The 16,926-nt window shown below is 66.2% G+C and carries 17 protein-coding genes; 5 read left to right on the forward strand and 12 right to left on the reverse strand.

All coding sequences use genetic code 11. The features are described 5' to 3' along the window. Window positions 1-45: 45 nt before the first annotated feature. Both EH231_RS04325 and hisS read left to right on the forward strand, forming a co-directional pair. Entirely contained in the window at window positions 46-735 is a 690-nt protein-coding gene (locus EH231_RS04325; protein ID WP_124711951.1) for an MBL fold metallo-hydrolase, read from the forward strand. Next, window positions 732-1,997, forward strand: coding sequence for a histidine--tRNA ligase (gene hisS / locus EH231_RS04330; RefSeq protein WP_090425453.1), 1,266 nt, complete (start codon window positions 732-734; stop codon window positions 1,995-1,997). Before EH231_RS04325 ends, hisS begins: the two co-directional genes overlap by 4 nt. Window positions 1,998-2,033: 36 nt before the next feature. On the opposite strand, the gene EH231_RS34195 is transcribed toward hisS, so the two are convergent. From EH231_RS34195 to urtA, 6 genes are read right to left on the reverse strand one after another with little or no spacing between them, the layout of a single operon-like run. Next, window positions 2,034-2,570: a hypothetical protein gene (locus EH231_RS34195; RefSeq protein WP_241177882.1), complete on the reverse strand. Its 537-nt coding sequence runs from the start codon at window positions 2,568-2,570 to the stop codon at window positions 2,034-2,036. 58 nt (window positions 2,571-2,628) lie between these two features. Beyond that, window positions 2,629-3,321 (reverse strand): urea ABC transporter ATP-binding subunit UrtE, encoded by a 693-nt coding sequence (gene urtE, locus EH231_RS04340; protein WP_090425454.1) that lies wholly within the window; start codon window positions 3,319-3,321, stop codon window positions 2,629-2,631. After that, the gene (urtD, locus tag EH231_RS04345) at window positions 3,321-4,076 is read right to left on the reverse strand and encodes an urea ABC transporter ATP-binding protein UrtD (RefSeq protein ID WP_090426201.1); all 756 of its coding nucleotides are present in this window, start codon (window positions 4,074-4,076) and stop codon (window positions 3,321-3,323) included. Before urtD ends, urtE begins: the two co-directional genes overlap by 1 nt. A gap of 56 nt (window positions 4,077-4,132) precedes the next feature. Continuing rightward, window positions 4,133-5,284, reverse strand: coding sequence for an urea ABC transporter permease subunit UrtC (gene urtC / locus EH231_RS04350; protein ID WP_090425455.1), 1,152 nt, complete (start codon window positions 5,282-5,284; stop codon window positions 4,133-4,135). After that, window positions 5,281-6,165: an urea ABC transporter permease subunit UrtB gene (urtB, locus tag EH231_RS04355; protein ID WP_090425456.1), complete on the reverse strand. Its 885-nt coding sequence runs from the start codon at window positions 6,163-6,165 to the stop codon at window positions 5,281-5,283. Before urtB ends, urtC begins: the two co-directional genes overlap by 4 nt. Before the next feature lie 31 nt (window positions 6,166-6,196). Then, entirely contained in the window at window positions 6,197-7,465 is a 1,269-nt protein-coding gene (urtA, locus tag EH231_RS04360; RefSeq protein WP_124711952.1) for an urea ABC transporter substrate-binding protein, read from the reverse strand. 235 nt (window positions 7,466-7,700) lie between these two features. Between urtA and EH231_RS04365 the strand changes: the two genes are divergently transcribed. Further along, window positions 7,701-8,135: an Rv2576c family protein gene (locus EH231_RS04365; RefSeq protein WP_036444621.1), complete on the forward strand. Its 435-nt coding sequence runs from the start codon at window positions 7,701-7,703 to the stop codon at window positions 8,133-8,135. Window positions 8,136-8,313: 178 nt separating this feature from the next. On the opposite strand, the gene EH231_RS04370 is transcribed toward EH231_RS04365, so the two are convergent. Genes EH231_RS04370 through EH231_RS04390 form a run of 5 tightly spaced genes read right to left on the reverse strand, consistent with a single transcriptional unit; the run spans window position 8,314 to window position 14,148 of the window. Next, the gene (locus tag EH231_RS04370) at window positions 8,314-9,123 is read right to left on the reverse strand and encodes an alpha/beta fold hydrolase (protein WP_124711953.1); all 810 of its coding nucleotides are present in this window, start codon (window positions 9,121-9,123) and stop codon (window positions 8,314-8,316) included. Then, on the reverse strand, window positions 9,120-10,760 hold the full coding sequence (locus EH231_RS04375) for a FumA C-terminus/TtdB family hydratase beta subunit (protein ID WP_124711954.1): 1,641 nt from the start codon (window positions 10,758-10,760) through the stop codon (window positions 9,120-9,122). The genes EH231_RS04370 and EH231_RS04375 overlap by 4 nt, the downstream gene beginning before the upstream one ends. Further along, entirely contained in the window at window positions 10,757-12,103 is a 1,347-nt protein-coding gene (locus EH231_RS04380; RefSeq protein ID WP_124711955.1) for an amidase, read from the reverse strand. Before EH231_RS04380 ends, EH231_RS04375 begins: the two co-directional genes overlap by 4 nt. A gap of 1 nt (window position 12,104) precedes the next feature. After that, window positions 12,105-13,226 (reverse strand): hypothetical protein, encoded by a 1,122-nt coding sequence (locus EH231_RS04385; RefSeq protein WP_124711956.1) that lies wholly within the window; start codon window positions 13,224-13,226, stop codon window positions 12,105-12,107. A 10-nt stretch (window positions 13,227-13,236) separates the two neighbouring features. Beyond that, complete coding sequence (locus EH231_RS04390; protein ID WP_124711957.1) at window positions 13,237-14,148, reverse strand: nitrilase family protein; 912 nt, start codon at window positions 14,146-14,148, stop codon at window positions 13,237-13,239. A gap of 155 nt (window positions 14,149-14,303) precedes the next feature. Here EH231_RS04390 and EH231_RS04395 point away from each other — a divergent pair, with 155 nt between their 5' ends. Beyond that, window positions 14,304-15,338, forward strand: coding sequence for a LacI family DNA-binding transcriptional regulator (locus EH231_RS04395; RefSeq protein WP_090425462.1), 1,035 nt, complete (start codon window positions 14,304-14,306; stop codon window positions 15,336-15,338). A 57-nt stretch (window positions 15,339-15,395) separates the two neighbouring features. Continuing rightward, window positions 15,396-16,406, forward strand: a complete 1,011-nt coding sequence (locus EH231_RS04400) for an Rv2578c family radical SAM protein (protein ID WP_164480767.1) — start codon at window positions 15,396-15,398, stop codon at window positions 16,404-16,406. 18 nt (window positions 16,407-16,424) lie between these two features. Here the strand turns inward: EH231_RS04400 and EH231_RS04405 are convergent, their stop codons facing one another. Then, on the reverse strand, window positions 16,425-16,892 hold the full coding sequence (locus tag EH231_RS04405) for a MarR family winged helix-turn-helix transcriptional regulator (RefSeq protein ID WP_090425464.1): 468 nt from the start codon (window positions 16,890-16,892) through the stop codon (window positions 16,425-16,427). Between the last annotated feature and the right edge of the window lie 34 nt (window positions 16,893-16,926).

The following is a 16,926-nucleotide window of genomic DNA, read 5'->3' on the forward strand; positions in this document are numbered from 1 at the left end:
CCGCGGGAACCGCAGGTGGCGGCGTGGCCGTGGGAAACTGGGGCCGTGTTCATTACCGGATTTCCGGCCGGGATGCTGGCGTGCAACTGCTATGTCCTGGCCGATAGGCCAGGGGCCGACGCGATCGTCGTCGACCCCGGCCAGCGGGCCATGGACCGGCTGCGCCGGATTCTGGACGAGAACCGCCTCACCCCGGCAGCGGTCCTGCTGACGCACGGTCATATCGATCACATCTGGTCGGCCCAGAAGGTGGCCGACAGCTATGGCTGCCCCGTCTACATCCACCCCGAGGACCGGTTCATGCTGACCGATCCGATCAAGGGGTTCGGCCCGCGGCTTGCCCAACTTGCGCTCGGGGTGCTGTTCTCCGAGCCCAAACAGCTGGTGGAGCTGGACAAAGACGGCCAGACGCTCGATTTCGGCGACGTCTCGGTCACCGTCGACCACACGCCGGGACACACCAGGGGATCGGTGGTGTTCCGGGTCGCCGGCGGGCAGGAGCGCAGCGACCGGGGATTGAGCACAGGGACTGTGTTCACGGGCGATACGCTGTTCCGGGCCTCGGTGGGCCGCACCGACCTGCCCGGTGGCAGCGGACGCGACCTGCTCGAGTCGATCGTGACAAAGCTGTTGGTACTCGACGACGACACCGTGGTATTACCAGGACACGGCCCGCGCACGACCATCGGGCACGAACGCCGCACCAACCCGTTTCTCGAAGGTTTGACTCTGTGACATCTGCATTCCAGGCGCCCAAGGGCGTGCCCGATTACCTCCCGCCGGAGTCGGCGCAGTTCGTGGCGGTCCGGGACGGACTGCTGGCTGCGGCGCGCCGCGCCGGCTATGGCGACATCGAGTTGCCGATCTTCGAGGACACCGCGCTTTTCGCCCGCGGTGTGGGCGAGTCCACCGATGTGGTGTCCAAGGAGATGTACACGTTCGCCGACCGCGGTGACCGCTCGGTGACGCTGCGACCGGAGGGCACCGCCGGGGTGATCCGCGCGGTGATCCAGCACCGGCTCGACCGCGGGGCGCTGCCGGTCAAGCTGTGCTACTCGGGGCCGTTCTTCCGTTACGAACGTCCGCAGGCCGGGCGCTACCGGCAGCTGCAGCAGGTCGGGGTCGAGGCCATCGGGATCGACGACCCGGCGCTGGACGCCGAGGTGATCGCGGTGGCCGACGCCGGCTTCCGGTCCCTGGGCCTGGACGGGTTCCGCCTCGAGCTCACCTCGCTGGGCGATGACACCTGCCGGCCGGCGTACCGGGAGCTGCTGCAGGACTTCCTGTTCAAGCTCGATCTCGACGAGGACACCCGGCGACGCGCCGAGATCAACCCGCTTCGGGTGCTCGACGACAAGCGGCCCCACGTGCGGGAGATGACCGCGGACGCGCCGCTGATGCTCGACCACCTCTCGGACAGCGCCAAGGCCCACTTCGAGGTCGTGCAGGCGCACCTCGACGCACTCGGCGTGCCGTACGTGATCAACCCGCGGATGGTGCGCGGGCTGGACTACTACACCAAGACCACGTTCGAGTTCGTGCACGACGGTCTGGGCGCGCAGTCCGGCATCGGCGGCGGTGGCCGCTACGACGGCCTGATGAGTCAGCTCGGCGGGCAGGACATGTCGGGGATCGGATTCGGCCTCGGTGTCGACCGGACCCTGCTCGCCCTGCAGGCCGAGGGCAAGACGGTGACCGGTGCCGGCGGTGTCGAGGTGTTCGGCGTGCCGCTGGGGGATGCCGCCAAGCTGGAGTTGGCCAAGCTGGCCGCGCGGCTGCGGGCAGGCGGGGTGCGGGTGGACCTGGCCTACGGCGACCGCGGGCTCAAGGGTGCGATGAAAGCGGCCGACCGTTCGGGTGCCAAGTACGCGCTGGTGGCAGGCGACCGTGACATCGAGGCCGGCACCGTCGGGGTCAAGGATCTCTCGACCGGCGAGCAGGTGGATGTCGCCGCCGATTCCGTTGTCGCCGAGGTGCTTTCCCGCCTGGCCCGGTAGTGGGTAGCGCATCGATTCGCACCGCTCGCGCTTCGTTCAGCGGCCGTGCACCACGACGGTGAGCACTTCGTCGAGGTTGCCGATGCCACCGGTGAACGGGTTGCCGCGCTTCAGAATTCGATCGCCGTGCGGTGTACTCGCGACGAGCTTGGGTGAGCTCGATCCCAGCTGCATCCGACGCTCGAAGCGGACCTGGTCCAGCGGTGCGACGACCTCGCCCGCGTCATCGCGATAGACCCGGTGCGCCCGGTCGAACACGGCCACCGGCCGGTAGCTCTGCAGCGGTCGGGCGCGGTCGGCTCTGATGCGGCGCACCGCTGCCAACGTTGCGGCGGCAAAGGCGACGCCCGCGATGAGAAACAATCCGCTGACCCAGGTGGGCATCTGTGCCCGGCCGATCGCCGGCATCACGGCACCGAACCCGCCGAACACGACGGCGAGTAGCGCCAGCACGAACGTCACCGTCGCGAGGGGACCGGTCGCCCGGTCCACGACGATGACGTGTGGACCCTGCTCGGCGACCACCAGATCACCGATATCGGCGAGGACCCGGTGCTGCGCGGGTTGGGTCATGGTCGAAGTGTGCCTGTGCCACGCCGCGAGCGTGCGGGAAATACCGACGTCCGCGAGATCAGATGGCCATGGCGGCGCGGACGTCGGCCTCCGAGGTCGAGCCACCGGTGCCGCTTGAGGTGATGCGGCCGGCCTCCAGGATGTAGTAGCGCTGAGCGGATTCCAGCGCGAACCCGATGTGTTGTTCCACCAGCAACACTCCCAGATCGCCGCGTCCGGTCAACGAGGTGATCGCCGCCTCGATCTCGGCCACCACCGACGGCTGGATGCCTTCGGTCGGCTCATCGAGGATCAGGCACTTGGGGCTGGTGATCAACGCCCGGGCAATCGCGAGCTGCTGCCGCTGCCCACCCGAGAGCAGACCGGCCCGCCGGGTGAGCAGCTCCTTCAGGGCGGGGAACAGGTCCAGTTGCTCATCGATAAGGGCCTTGCCGTTCCGCCGGCCATCGGCGACCACCTGAAGGTTCTCCGCGGTGGTCAGCTGGCCGAAGGACTGCTGCCCCTGGGGCACGTATGCCAGGCCGCGGGCCACCCTCGCGCTCGGGCGGAGTTTGGTGATGTCCTCACCGTCGAAAAGTACTTTGCCCGCAGTGCATTTGAGCAGCCCGACGGCCGCTCTCAACAGGGTCGTCTTACCCGCGCCGTTGTGACCCATCACCGCGGCGACACCGTCGGACGGCACCGCGATGCTCGCGCCATGGACCACTTCGGACCGGCCGTAACCGGTTCGGACATCGAGCAGTTCGAGCATCAGGAGATTCCTTCCACGCCGGCCGCGGCGGTGCCGAGGTAGACCTCTTGGACCTTGGGGTTGGCCTGCACCTCGGCCACCGAACCCTCTGCGATCACCTGGCCGCGGGCCAGCACGGTCACCGAGGTGGCGAACGCCCGCATGAAGTCCATGTCGTGCTCGACGACCACCACGGTGCGGGTTCCGCCGATGCGGCGCAACAGGTTTCCGGTCTCTTCACGTTCCTCGTGACTCATCCCGGCCACCGGTTCGTCGAGCAACAGGACATCGGCGTTCTGCACCAGCAGCATGCCGATCTCCAGCCACTGCTTCTGACCGTGGGCCAGCACGCCCGCCGGCTGGTCGGCCAGATCGGACAGCCCGGTGGTTTCCAGGGCTTCCTCGATGGCGGGCAGGATGCCACGCCGCCGGCGCAGCAGGGTCCAGGGCGAACGGTTCGCGCCCGCGGCGATGTCGAGGTTCTGCACCACCGTCAGCTGTTCGAACACGCTCGCGGTCTGAAATGTGCGGCCCACGCCCAGTCGCGCGATCTGGTGCACTTTCTTCCCGAGCAGTTCCACACCCGACTTGTTCACCGAACCGGTGGCTCCCACCAAGCCGGTGATGGCGTCGATCACTGTCGTCTTTCCAGCCCCGTTGGGTCCGATCAGGAAGCGCAGATCTCCCTGGAACAGGGTGAGGTCTACTTCACTGACGGCTTTGAATCCGTCGAAATCGACTGTGAGACCGCGTACTTCCAGATACTCGGCACCCATGCCGGCGTTGCCGCCGGCCACCGGCTCGGGCGCCTCGGTGGCCTGCTCGGTTCCGGTCACGATGCGGCACCTACTTTCTCGGAATCGGGATCGGTGTCCGACGCGGTCTCGGGCCGGGACTGCTCGGCATCCGGCGCGGCGGACCGGGTGCGCCGCCACCGGGAGAACAGCACACCGAGCCCGGCCAGGCCGGCGGGGAAGAACCCGACCACGACGATGAACAACAGACCCTGGGCGTAGATCCACCCTGACGGAAACCGTTCGGAGAACAGGGTTTGCGCCCACGCCACGCCGACGGCGCCGAGGACCGGGCCGAGCAGCGTGGTGCGCCCGCCGATCGCGACCCCGATCAGGAAGGCGATGGAGGGCACTATGCCGACCTGTGACGGCGCGATGAATCCGACGATCGGCACGAACAACGCACCGGCGATGCTGGCGAACAAGGCAGCCAGCGTGTAGGCCACGACCTTGATGTTGGCCGGGTCGTAGCCGAGGAACCGCACGCGTTCCTCACCGTCGCGCACGGCGATCAACAACTCGCCGTAGCGGCTGTACATCAGTTGGCGCACGACGGCGACCACGATCAGCAGAGTGGCCGCCGCGATGAAGTAGACCATCCGCTTGTTGGCCGGGTCATTGAGGTTGAACCCGAAGAAGGTTCGGAAATTGGTCAACCCGTTGCTGCCGCCGAGGCTGGTCTGACCGACGAGCAGGATCGCCAGCGCCGCGGCCAACGCCTGCGACAGAATCGCGAAATAGGCGCCCTTGACCCGGCGCTTGAACACGCCGAAGCCGAGCAGGGCCGCGATTGCCGTTGGCAGCACCAGGATGGCCAACAACGTGAACGCGGGGGAGGCGAACGGTTCCCAGTAACCGGGCAGGTGGCGTACCCCGGCGATCTGCATGAAGTCGGGCACGTCGTGCCCGCGGATCTCGGCGTCGGCGATCTTGAGGTGCATGCCCATCATGTAGCCGCCGAGGCCGAAGAACACGCCCTGACCCAACACCAGCATTCCGCCACGGCCCCAGGCCAATCCGATGCCCACCGCGACGATCGCGAAGCACAGGAACTTGCCCAGCAGGCTGAGCCGGAAGTCCGACAGAACCGCGGGTGCCACGCCGAACAGCACCACCGCCGCGGCGCCGAAGCCGGCCCACGTCTGCCAGCGGCCCAGGTTCGTCCGTAACCCTTGTGTCAGTGCGCTCATACCAGACTCCTGGTCCGAACCGTGAACAATCCCTGGGGGCGCACCTGCAGGAAGATCACGATGATGGCGAACACGATCACCTTGGCCAGCGACGCTGTGGTGCTGTATTCGATGAACGAGTTCAGGAAGCCCAACGCGAGCGCCGCGATCACGGTGCCCTTGATCTGGCCGAGGCCGCCGACCACCACCACCAGGAACGCATCGATCAGGAAGCTCTGGCCGATGGTCGGACTGGTGGAACCGATGAGCGTCAGGGCCACACCGGCCACGGCGGCCAGACCGGATCCGATGAAGAAGGTGGTGATATCGGTTCTGCGCGATGAGATACCGCTCGTCTCAGCCAGGTCGCGGTTCTGGACCACCGCCCGGATCCGCCGCCCCATCGGGCTGGTCTTGAGCACGGTCGCGAGCACCGCGACGCACACGACGGCCAGCACCAGGATGAATATGCGGGTCTTGGGCACCACAGCGCCGAGTATCTCGACGCCACCCGAGAGCCAATCCGGGGCAACGACGTTGACCGCGGGCGCACCGAAGATGTCTCGGGCCACCTGTTGCAGGATCAGGCCGACGCCGAAGGTGACGAGCAACGTGTCCAGCGGACGGTGGTACATCCGCCGGATCAGCGTCACCTCCAGCAGCGCGCCCATGGCGCCGCCGACGAGGAACCCGACCAGTAGCGAGATCAACAGTGAGGCACCGGCGTTGGTGATGACCTGCTGCACCACATAGGCCGTGTAGCAACCGGCCATGATGAATTCGCCGTGCGCCATGTTGATGACGCCCATCTGGCCGAAGGTCAGGGACAGGCCGAGTGCGGCCAGCAACAGGATTGAGCCGAGGCTCAATCCTGTTGCCAGCTGGCCGATGAGGATGTCCATGCTGTGTTCGATTCCCCCGTCGCTTCGCTCGTCAGCCGGACAGCCCCGCAGCCCACGGGTAGGACTTCAGGTACGGGTCGGGGTCGATCGGGCCCTTGGACTCCCAGATCGTGTAGATCAGGCCGTCGGGCCGGATCTCGCCGATTCGGGCGGTCTTGGTGATGTGGTGGTTCTCGCCGTCGATGGTGACCTTGCCCTCGGGGGCGTCGAAGCTGACGCCGTCGGCGTTCTCCTGAATCGCCGCGACGTCGAACGACTTGGCCTTCTCGACGGTGTTCTTCCACAGATAGACCGAGACGTAGGCGGCTTCCATGGGATCCGAGGTGGGCTTCTTGGGATCCTTGACGAAGTCCTTGTAGGCCTTGACGAAGGCGTTGTTCACCGGGGTGTCGATCGTCTGGTAGTAGTTCCATGCCGTCAGCTGACCGGTGACGTTCTGCACACCGATGCCACCGACCTCTTCCTCGGCGATCGAGACCGAGACGACGGGCATCTCCTGCGGGGTCAGGCCGACGTTCTTGTACTCGCGGAAGAACGCCACGTTCGAGTCGCCGTTGAGGGTGTTGAACACGGCGTCGGCGTCGGCACTGCGGACCTTGTTGACGATGGTGGAGAAGTCGGTCGAGCCCAGCGGGGTGTAGTCCTCGCCCTTGATCTCGATGCCGTTCTCTTTGGCGTAGGCCTTGATGATCCGGTTGGCGGTCTGCGGGAACACGTAGTCACTGCCGACCAGGTAGAGCGACTTGACGCCCTTTTCCTTGAGGTAGTCCAGCGCCGGGACGATCTGCTGGTTGGTGGTGGCGCCGGTGTAGAAGATGTTCTTGCTCGACTCGAGGCCCTCGTATTGCACGGGGTAGTACAGCAGGGCGTTGGCGCTCTCGAAGACCGGGAGCATCGCCTTGCGGCTCGACGACGTCCAGCCGCCGAACACCGCCGCCACGCAGTCGCTGCTGATCAGTTTCTCGGCCTTCTCGGCGAAAACCGTGGGTTCGGAGGCCCCGTCCTCACCGATGAGCTCGATCTGTTTGCCCAGTACGCCGCCCTTGGCGTTGATCTCCTCGACCGCGAGCTTGATCGAGTCGCGCACTGTCACCTCGGAAATGGCCATCGTGCCCGACAGAGAGTTCAACGATCCGACCTTGATCTTCGGGCCGGATGTGTCCACACAGGATGCCGCGTTTGCTGTGTCGGTGTCGCTCGCCCGGCTGCCGCAGCCCGCCAGTAGCAAGCCGGCGACTGCGATCAAACTCCCTGCGGCTAGCGTCGACCGGCGCAACGGGGCACGTCCTGGATCTCGCATGGGCGACCTTTCCCTTTGATTGCAGCGCTTCTCGGCCGGCCAGGGCCGGCGGCGTGCAAGAGGTTAAACACCCTGTGCGGGTGTCGAATCGGGACGTTAGAGCGCCGCTGTTACTGGGAAATGTCTGTGTGTGACAAACAAATTAACCTCAAGCTAGGCCCAGTTGGTTTGCCGTTGGCGCGGTGTCACGAGACTCGTTAGTCGCACCTGTAACAAGGCGGTAGCCTGCGTCGATATGAGGAACATGCGAAAAGCGACAACCACGGTCGGTGCGGCGCTGGTTCTGGCGGCTGCGGGGATGGCGGTCTCCAACGCAACGTCGTATGCGGAACCGGACGCCCAGGGCCACAAGGTCAAGTACACGCTGACCTCCGGCGCACCCTACGAATTCGATCTCTACTACCTGACAACGCAGCCTGCCAGTAAAGACGCCTACAACGCTGACGCGTACAAGTACCTGCAGAAGGCGACGGTGAACGTCGGACCCGACGCGCCGTGGGTGTTCGAGACCACGCTCGCCGATCCGCAGTGGGCCATCTTCACCGTCGCGAGCACCACGCACGGTGGCCGCGCCGAGCCCAACGCGCATTGCGAGATCGCCGTCGACGGTCAGATCGCCGTCCAGAACGATCACCCGTACAGCCCGCGCTGCCAGCTCGGGCAGTGGTGATCTGACCACCTGATCCCACGAACTGAGATCCGCCTTGACGGCGCACTCGAACTGTTGTTCGATATTCAAGAGCGCGTCGGGCGGTTCGGCTTCCGATTCGATGCGCGATTGACTGGGCAAGCGCCCACGGCGCGCGCCGATGCCGTACCCGAAACCGCGGCATCGGCGCACCCAGTCGTTATCCGGCCATGCGAATAGCACCCGCGATGGCGTGCGCGAGTTCGGCGGGCGCATCGACGTGGGCCAGGTGGCCTTGACCCGGCAGTCGGATCACCCGGGCACCCGGTAGAGCCGTGGCGAACGCGGCGAAAGCCGTTCCGTAGGGTTCCAGGCCTTCATTGACGGCGCCGAGTATCAGGGTCACCGGAGTCTGAAGGTCCCGGTAGCTGTCCATCGACGGTTGGTAGGCATTGATGGCGCCGAGTTCCTCTGCAAGTGGTTCGGCGAGCAGTCGCAGGATCGACCACGCCGGGCTGCGGCGCAGCTCGGCCACGTGATCCGCGGAGAAGCCGGATACGTCGGTGTTGACCAGCTCGACCGCGCGGTCAAGGTCGCCCGCGGCCACCGCGGCTCGGATCGGTTCGACCGCGTCCGGCGCGAACGGTGCTGCGACCGGTTCGTAGGCGGTCAGTGACCGGATCTGAACGCCGCAGAGTGCAGTCTCCAGGGCGATGAGGGCACCGTAGCTCCACCCGACGAGGTGAACCTCGCCGAACGCTCCGATGGCGTGGCGGAGATCATCGATCTCGACGGAGGCCGAGTAGTGGCTGCCGAGAGCGTCGCTGCCCGCACGGCCGCGACGATTGAGGGTCACCACCGGATTCGGGAGGTCGATGCCATCGACGACCGGCCTCCAGGTCGCCGCATCGGCCATGACGCCGGGTACGACGAGAATCGGTGTACCCCGCCCGGGCCGGACTTCGGCCGTGAGCCTGGTACCTCCGTGGTCCAGGGTGATGCGATGAATATCCAGATGAGTGAAAGTCATTGTGGCGCGGCTCCGATCGTGAGTAGGGTGCGGTTGTCGCGGTGGTAGAAGTCGTTGCCCTTGTCGTCGATCACGATGAACGCAGGGAAGTCCTCGGCGCGGATCTTCAGCACCGCTTCCATGCCCAACTCGCCGTATTCGAGGGTCTCGATCGAGGTGATGCAGTCATGGGCGAGGCGAGCCGCGGGTCCACCGATCGATCCCAGGTAGAACCCGCCGTGCGCCTGGCAGGACCGCCGCACGGCATCCGAGCGGTTGCCCTTGGCGAGCATCACGAGTGACCCGCCTGCAGCTTGGAAACGCTCGACGTAGGAATCCATGCGCCCGGCGGTGGTCGGCCCGAACGATCCGGAGGCATAGCCGGAGGGTGTCTTGGCCGGCCCCGCGTAGTACACGGGATAGCGGCGCAAATAGTCCGGCAGTGGTTCGCCGGCATCGAGCCGTTCGCGGATCTTGGCGTGTGCGAGATCGCGTGCGACGACCATTGTTCCCGTCAAGGACACCCGGGTACCGACCGGATGGGCCGACAGCTGGGCTCGGATCTGGGCCGGCGATTCGTCGAGATCGATCCGCACGACGTCGTGGTCGAGAACTTCTGTCGCGTCGGGCAGGAACCGCGCCGGGTCGGTGTCGAGTTGTTCGAGAAAGACGCCGTCGCGCGTGACCTTGCCGAGGACGTGGCGGTCCGCGGCGCACGACACCGCCAGCGCGATGGGCAGCGAGCCGCCGTGGCGGGGCAGCCGTACCACGCGCACGTCGTGGCAGAAGTGCTTGCCGCCGAACTGCGCCCCGATGCCCAGACGCTGTGTGGCGGTGAGGATCTGCCGTTCAAAGTCGTGATCTCGAAACCCGTTGCCGGCAGACGAACCCGATGAGGGAAGTGAGTCGAGATGGTGGGCTGAGGCGAGTTTGGCGGTCTTGAGGGCGAATTCGGCGCTGCTGCCGCCGATGACGACCGCCAGGTGGTAGGGCGGGCACGCCGAGGTGCCGATCTCGGCGGCCTTGGTGACGACAAAGTCGAGCAGGTTGGCCGGATCGAGCAGTGCGGGAGTCTGCTGAAACAGGAAACTCTTGTTGGCGCTGCCACACCCTTTTGCGATGAACAGGAACCGGTAGCTGTCGTCGCCCTCGGCCAGGATCTCGATCTGAGCCGGGAGATTGGTCCCGGTGTTGCGCTCGTCGAACATCGACAACGGTGCCAGCTGGGAGTAGCGCAGGTTCAGTGTGGTGTAGGCACGCGCGATCCCGTGCGAAAGATGTTCGGCGTCGCGCCTGTCGGTGAGCACCTGTTGCCCGCGCCAGGCGTGCACGATCGCCGTTCCGGTGTCCTGACACATGGGCAGGATGCCGCCCGCGGCCACGTTGGCGTTGCGCAGCAATTCGGTGGCGACGTAGCGATCGTTCGCCGACGATTCGGGATCGTCCAGTATCGCCGCTATCTGGCGAAGATGGCTGGTACGCAACAGGTGTGAGACGTCGCGGTAGGCCTCGAAGGCCAACTGCTCGAGGATGTCGGGAGCGACGTCGAGGAAGGCTCGGCCCGCCGCCGAGAAGGTTCCGATGGTGTCGGTGTCGAGCTTGCGATAAACGGTCGTATCCGGTCCGATGGGCAGGAGCGGGGTGTAGTCGATCGTCATGGCCGTCCGATCCTTGAGGCCAGCTCGAAAAGCCGGTGTTCGTTGCCGGGGGTGGTGATCAGCTGCAGGCCGACCGGCAGCCCTGAGACGATCCCCGCGGGCACGCTCAGGGCCGGGTGGCCGGTGAGATTCCACGGACAGGTCAGTGACAGCAGGGCGGATCGCACTTCGACTGGGCGGCCGTCGATTTCGTGGGCGCGCTGGTCGATCGCGGTGGCCACGGTGGGGACGGTGGGCATTGCGAGCACGTCGAACCCGGTGAAGAGGTCGGTGACCGCCGCGCGCAACGCTTCGCGTTGACGGTCGGCGTCGACGTATTGCCAGGCCGCGGTGTCGCGACCGCTCGTCAGCCGCTCGACCACTTCGGGGTCGATGATGTGGGCGTGGTCGGCCAAATCTTCGCGGTGTTCGACGTAGGCCTGGCTGGACTGCAGCACGCTCAGCGCCGAGAACAACTCACCAGCGGCGAACGGGAGCCGGACACTGGCGTCGACGGAGATGCCGGCGCATTCCAGCGCGTAGCGCACGGTGTCGACGATCACAGGATCGCACGGCCCGATACACGCGGGATCGAGCCACCCGACCTGGGTTTCGGCGTCGTCGGCGCGCACCGGTTGTCCGGCCATGACGGCGTAGGCGGCCGCAGCTCCGGCTGCCGTCGACGCGAAGACGCCGACGTGATCCAGCGATGCGGCGAGAGGTTGGACGCCGTGATCGGGGATTGCTCCGAATGCGGGCTTGAACCCGACCACGCCGCACAACGCGGCGGGTACCCGTACCGAGCCCGCAGTGTCGGTCCCGACCGAGAGCGGCACCATGCCTGCAGCGGTGGCGACGGCGCTGCCACCACTCGATCCACCGCTGATCCTGTCGGGGTTCCAAGGATTTCGGGATGCGCCGTGCGCTGACCGATCGCCGGTGGCGCCGTACGCGAACTCGTGCAGAACATTCTTGCCGACGATCACCGCTCCCGCGGCCCGCAGCCGACGGACACATTCGGCGTCTGCGGCGGCGCGATGCGGGCGCACCACCGATCCCGACGTGGTGACCTGTCCGGCGACGTCGACGAGATCCTTAACGGACACGGGGATGCCGTGTAGCGGTCCGCGGTCGTACCCGTCAGCGCGCTCGCGGTCGGCATCGTGGGCAGCGGCCAGCGCTCCTGCGGCGTCGACGGAGGTGAAGGCGTTGAGGATCGGGTTGAGCCGCGCGATCGCCGCGAGACTGTGTTCGACGAGCTCGGTACTCGTCGTGCGCCCGGCCTGCAGATCGGCTGTCAGGGCAGGGATGTCGCGATCACGGAAGTACCCACTCGACACCGCGGTGTCGGCTATCTCGGTCATTTCAGAATCCTGGTAGGAGTTGTAGGGGAGGGACGATCAGCGAGGTGACCACCGCCATGGCCGTCACGTTCCCGATGAACGGGTGGAAGTGGGCGGGTAGTCGTGCCGAGATCGCCGCGGCGACTGGCGGACCAACGGCCGCCCCCAGAAGCGCACCCGCCAGCACTGAGGCCGGCGTGCCGCCATAGGTGAGAACACAAGCAGGGGCGACCGACACGATCGGTACGAAGGTCGGGTAGAACGGGCTGCGGGCCCAGCGTCGCCGCCACAGCACCACGCCGACGATCGCGGTAATCGCCTGCGCGGCGAGGATCTGCGGGAGCAGGCCCGACCCGTACGCCGGTGTAGCCGGATTCAGCAGGTAGGCGACTACCGCGCCCGCGATCAATCCAAGGCTGGCCCACTCGCTGCCGAAGAACTGTGCCTCGGAGAAATCGGCCAGGCTGCGACGTAAAACCCAAGTGGCACCGTACTTCTCCGCAACCGCCGGCGTTGGCTCGGCATCGCGGCGCACAAGTTCGGGCAGCCAGGGTAGCCGCCGGCAGACGGTGAACGCGACCACCGCCGCGACCGCCATGCCGCCGGTGACCCCGACCACCGGCGGCACACCGAGCTCCGGGCAGACGACGCTCGCGCCGAACACCGACAGCGGTGGTGTGACGACACCGCCGAGCATGCCGCCGGTCAGTACCGTCTTGACGTCGGCGCCGAACATCAATACGACGGTCGGCGATACCGACACGAACGGGGCGAACAGCGGCTGCCACGCGCCGCTCGCCAAGGTCCAGCCCCAGGCGAGATTACCGACCGCCACACCGAGCAGGGCGCTGGCCAGCATCGGGACCCACAGGCCCGATCCGCAGGCCTGGGCGAACCCTCGCCAGGACTGCCGTCGCATCTGCCGCCAGTGGGCGAAGGCTCCACCGGCGAGCACACCAACGCCAGCCAGCGCGCTGCTGTAGAAGTTGGGTTCGCTTGCTGCAGAAGCGATCACGTTGAGTATCGGGCTGACGGTCCGCAGGCTGCCGCTCCACAGCAGAGCTGCGAGCAGGCATATGGCGGCGACAAGCGGCCACATCTCGAGGGTGACGCGTTGGTATCGCGTCTGGGGTGCGGTGGTCATGTCGCGGCTCCTACCGGGGCAGGGCCGGGCCGCCGCGGTAGCCGAGAAGCTGGTCGTATAGATCGGTGCGCCGGTCGCGGTGAAGATCATTGAACTGATTCCAGATCGGCGCCCCGCGCGAGGCGGTTATGTCGATATCGGCGTAGAGGATGGTGTCCTCGTCCGGTCCGGCGATCCGGTCGATCGGCCAGCCGTTGGTCCCGGCGATGAGGGAGTTGCCCATGAAGCCCGAGGTGCGTTCGGTGCCGATCCGGTCGGCGGTCGCGATGAAGACGTTGTTCACGTGCGCGGCCGTCATGGTCAGGTAGGCCGCCATGCAGGTGCCGCTCGCGTCGTAAAGGGGCGGCGGCGTCCATACCCAGCCCGTCGGGATGCAGATGATGTCGGCACCTTGTTGCGCGACGATCCGTGCGGTCTCAGGAAACCAGATATCCCAGCAGACGAGCAGGCCGATCCGGCCGATCTTGGTGGGAAACACCGGGAATCCGAGGTTGCCAGGGGAGAAGAACAGCTTCTCCTCGTTCCACAGGTGGGTCTTGCGGTACTTGCCGATGTAGCCGTCCGGTCCGACCAGGACGGCGGTGTCGAAGAGTTCGGCGCCGTCGAGTTCGGGCAGGCATCCGACGATGTACACGTCGTGGGTAGCGGCGAATTCGACCCAGCCGGCCACCGTCGCGCCGGACGGTACGGGCTCCGCATGGGCATAGGCCTCTTCGCGGGATTCGAAGGTGTAGCCGGTGGTCGCCAACTCGGGCAGCACGATGAGGTTGGCGCCCTCCGTTACCGCCTTGTTGAGGCGTTCATACACCGCTTCGGAGTTGGACTTCAGGTTCTCCACCCCGACCTGGGGATTGAACTGCACGACGGCTACGCGCGCTGGGCTGTGTCGGTGATTGGTGGATGAGGTGGTCTGATCAGGCATTAATCGTCCTTGTCCCATGTTGGAGGAGTCGATGCGGGGGCCACTCGACACGCTCGACCCATTTGCCCGAACGTTCGGGCCGAACGTTCGGGCTATACTGCTCCGAGTCGTGCGTCACTGTCAAGGGGTGACGGTCCAGCAAAGAGGGAACTGAAGTGGGGAAGTCGAATCGGGCGACGCTGCAGTCGATCGCCGACGACCTGGGCCTGCACGTATCGACCGTCGCGCGGGTGCTCAACGGGATGCGTGCGGGGGAGCGCGCGGCGTCGGGAGCTACCGCCGAGCGCATTCGCCTGCGCGCGGCCGAAGTGGACTACCGGCCGAATCCGCATGCGGCGAGCTTGCGTACCAAGCGCACCAACCTGGTCGGCGTACTGGTGCCACGGCTCACCGACGTGGTGCTGGCGACGGTGTACGAGGGCATCGAATCCGCCGCGGCAGAGCGGGGTTTGACGGCATTCGTGGCCAATACCCAGGATGAGCCGGCCAGGCAACGCAATCGGATCGAGATGATGCTGGACCGCCGGGTGGACGGGTTGATCCTCGGCGACGCCCGGGCGGACGACCACACGGTGCTCGAGGAGCTGACCCGTCGCGAGGTGCCGTTCGTGTTGGTGAACCGTTGTGTCGCAGGCTATCCCGCTGCAACCTGTGACAACTACCTCGGCGGGAGGCTTGCGGCCGAGCACCTCCTCGAGTTGGGGCACCGCCGGGTCGGTGTCATCGCCGGCCTGGCGCACGCGAGCACCGGGATCGACCGGCCTGCGGGCTTTGTCGACCGTTTCCGGGAGGCGGGCATCGAAGTGCCCGAGGGGAACATTGTGTTCACGGGTCTGGACAGCCACGGTGGTCACGTCGCCGCGGACCGCCTACTCGATGCGGCATCACCGCCGACCGCGCTGTTCGCGGTGAACGACTTCGCCGCCATCGGTGCCGCCGGCTCGATTCGCAATCACGGCTTGCGGGTCGGTGAGGACGTGTCGCTGATCGGGTTCAACAATATTGCTCTGACGGACGAGATGCACGTCCCGTTGACCTCGATCGAATCGCATGCGTTCGACATGGGCCGTGACGCCCTGCAGTTGTTCGCCGAGGTGCTCGCGGGAGGCCTCGAGGTGCAACGGCGGACCGAACCGGTCCTGGTCGTGCGAGAGTCGACGGGCGAGGCGTCGCGGTCCCGGCTCGCATGATGTCGACACGGGTGGAATTACCTTGACATTCGTATCGAACAATTGTTCGATTGTGTTGTGCGATGGGAAGGTCAGCGAGTCGGCGTCGATGACGGCGCGCTGCCCGGTTTGCAGCGGTTGGGCTTCGTCCGCAGCGTGCGCACGCCGCAGTTCGATGGCATCACATTTCACGAGGTGCTGTGCAAGTCGGCATTGAACAAGGTGCCCGCGGCGTCGATGTTGCCATTCCGGTACACGGTCAACGGCTATCGCGGCTGCAGCCATGCCTGCCGGTACTGCTTCGCGCGTCCCACTCACGAGTACCTCGACTTCGATTCCGGAACGGACTTCGATACTCAGGTGGTGGTGAAGACCAACGTCGCCGAGGTGCTGGCGCGTGAGCTGAGCCGGAGGTCGTGGACGTGCGAAACGGTCGCACTGGGCACCAACACCGATCCGTATCAGCGGGCCGAAGGCCGCTATGCGCTGATGCCGGGAATCATTGCGGCGCTGACGAATTCAGGAACGCCGTTCTCGATTCTCACCAAGGGCACACTGCTTCGCCGTGACCTGCCGCTGATCGCCGAGGCGTCGCGTCACGTCGACGTCAGCATTGCGGTGTCACTGGCGGTCGGCGACCAGGAACTGCACCGCGACGTGGAACCCGGAACCCCGTCACCTGAGGCCCGGCTCGGCTTGATCGCTGCCATTCGCGACGCCGGGCTGCGGTGTCATGTGATGGTCGCACCCGTATTGCCGTACCTGACCGATTCGGCTGAACAGCTCGACGGCCTACTGAGCCGGATCGCAGCGGCGGGTGCCGATGGAGTGACCGTGTTCGGCCTACATCTGCGGGGGGCGACGCGAGGCTGGTTCATGTCCTGGCTGCAGCGCGCGCATCCGGAGCTGGTTCCCGACTATCAGCGGTTGTATCGGCGCGGGGCATACCTGCCCGCGGACTACCGCGACATGCTCCGGTCTCGGGTGCGGCCATTGGTCGCCAGGCATGGGTTGACGGGCGCTCCGCGGGTCGTCGGAGCCGGTTCGCCTACGACTGCCGCGTCACCCGAGCAGCCGACGCTGTTCTGAGCGGGCATTCGCCAACGGTCACCACGAGTGGGGCCCGACCTGGTGAGTCAGCGCCTCCAAGGCGGGTGCGGCTTTCTGTAGCGCGCTGAGCTGACTTTTCGGGATGGCGTCGAGTGCTGCCGACACCGTCGCCGCAATCGCGTTCTCGATCTGGTCGCGCTCACGAAGGGCCCGGGGCGTGGGGGAGAGCAGGTAAACGCGCCGGTCGTTGTCGGCGACCCGTTTGCCGACCAGTCCTCGTTCGGTCAATGCACGGATCGCGGTGCTCACGTTGCTGGTCTGCATCGACAGGGAGTCGGCGACCTCGGACACGCTGCGGTCCGGTTGCTCCATGATCGAGCGCAGCACTGCGAGTTCGGATGCCGGAAGTGGATCCACTCCGACCTGGGCCGGCCCCAACCGCGCGATGCGCCAAGACAGGTCGTGCAGCACGAGTGCGAGTTCGCGGAGTCGGCTGCCGTCGGCGGGAGGCGAAGTGTCGTCCATATCACCCTTCAATACTTATGGGTCAATAAGTATA

It is taken from the genome of Mycolicibacterium nivoides (assembly GCF_003855255.1).
Classification (GTDB): domain Bacteria; phylum Actinomycetota; class Actinomycetes; order Mycobacteriales; family Mycobacteriaceae; genus Mycobacterium; species Mycobacterium nivoides.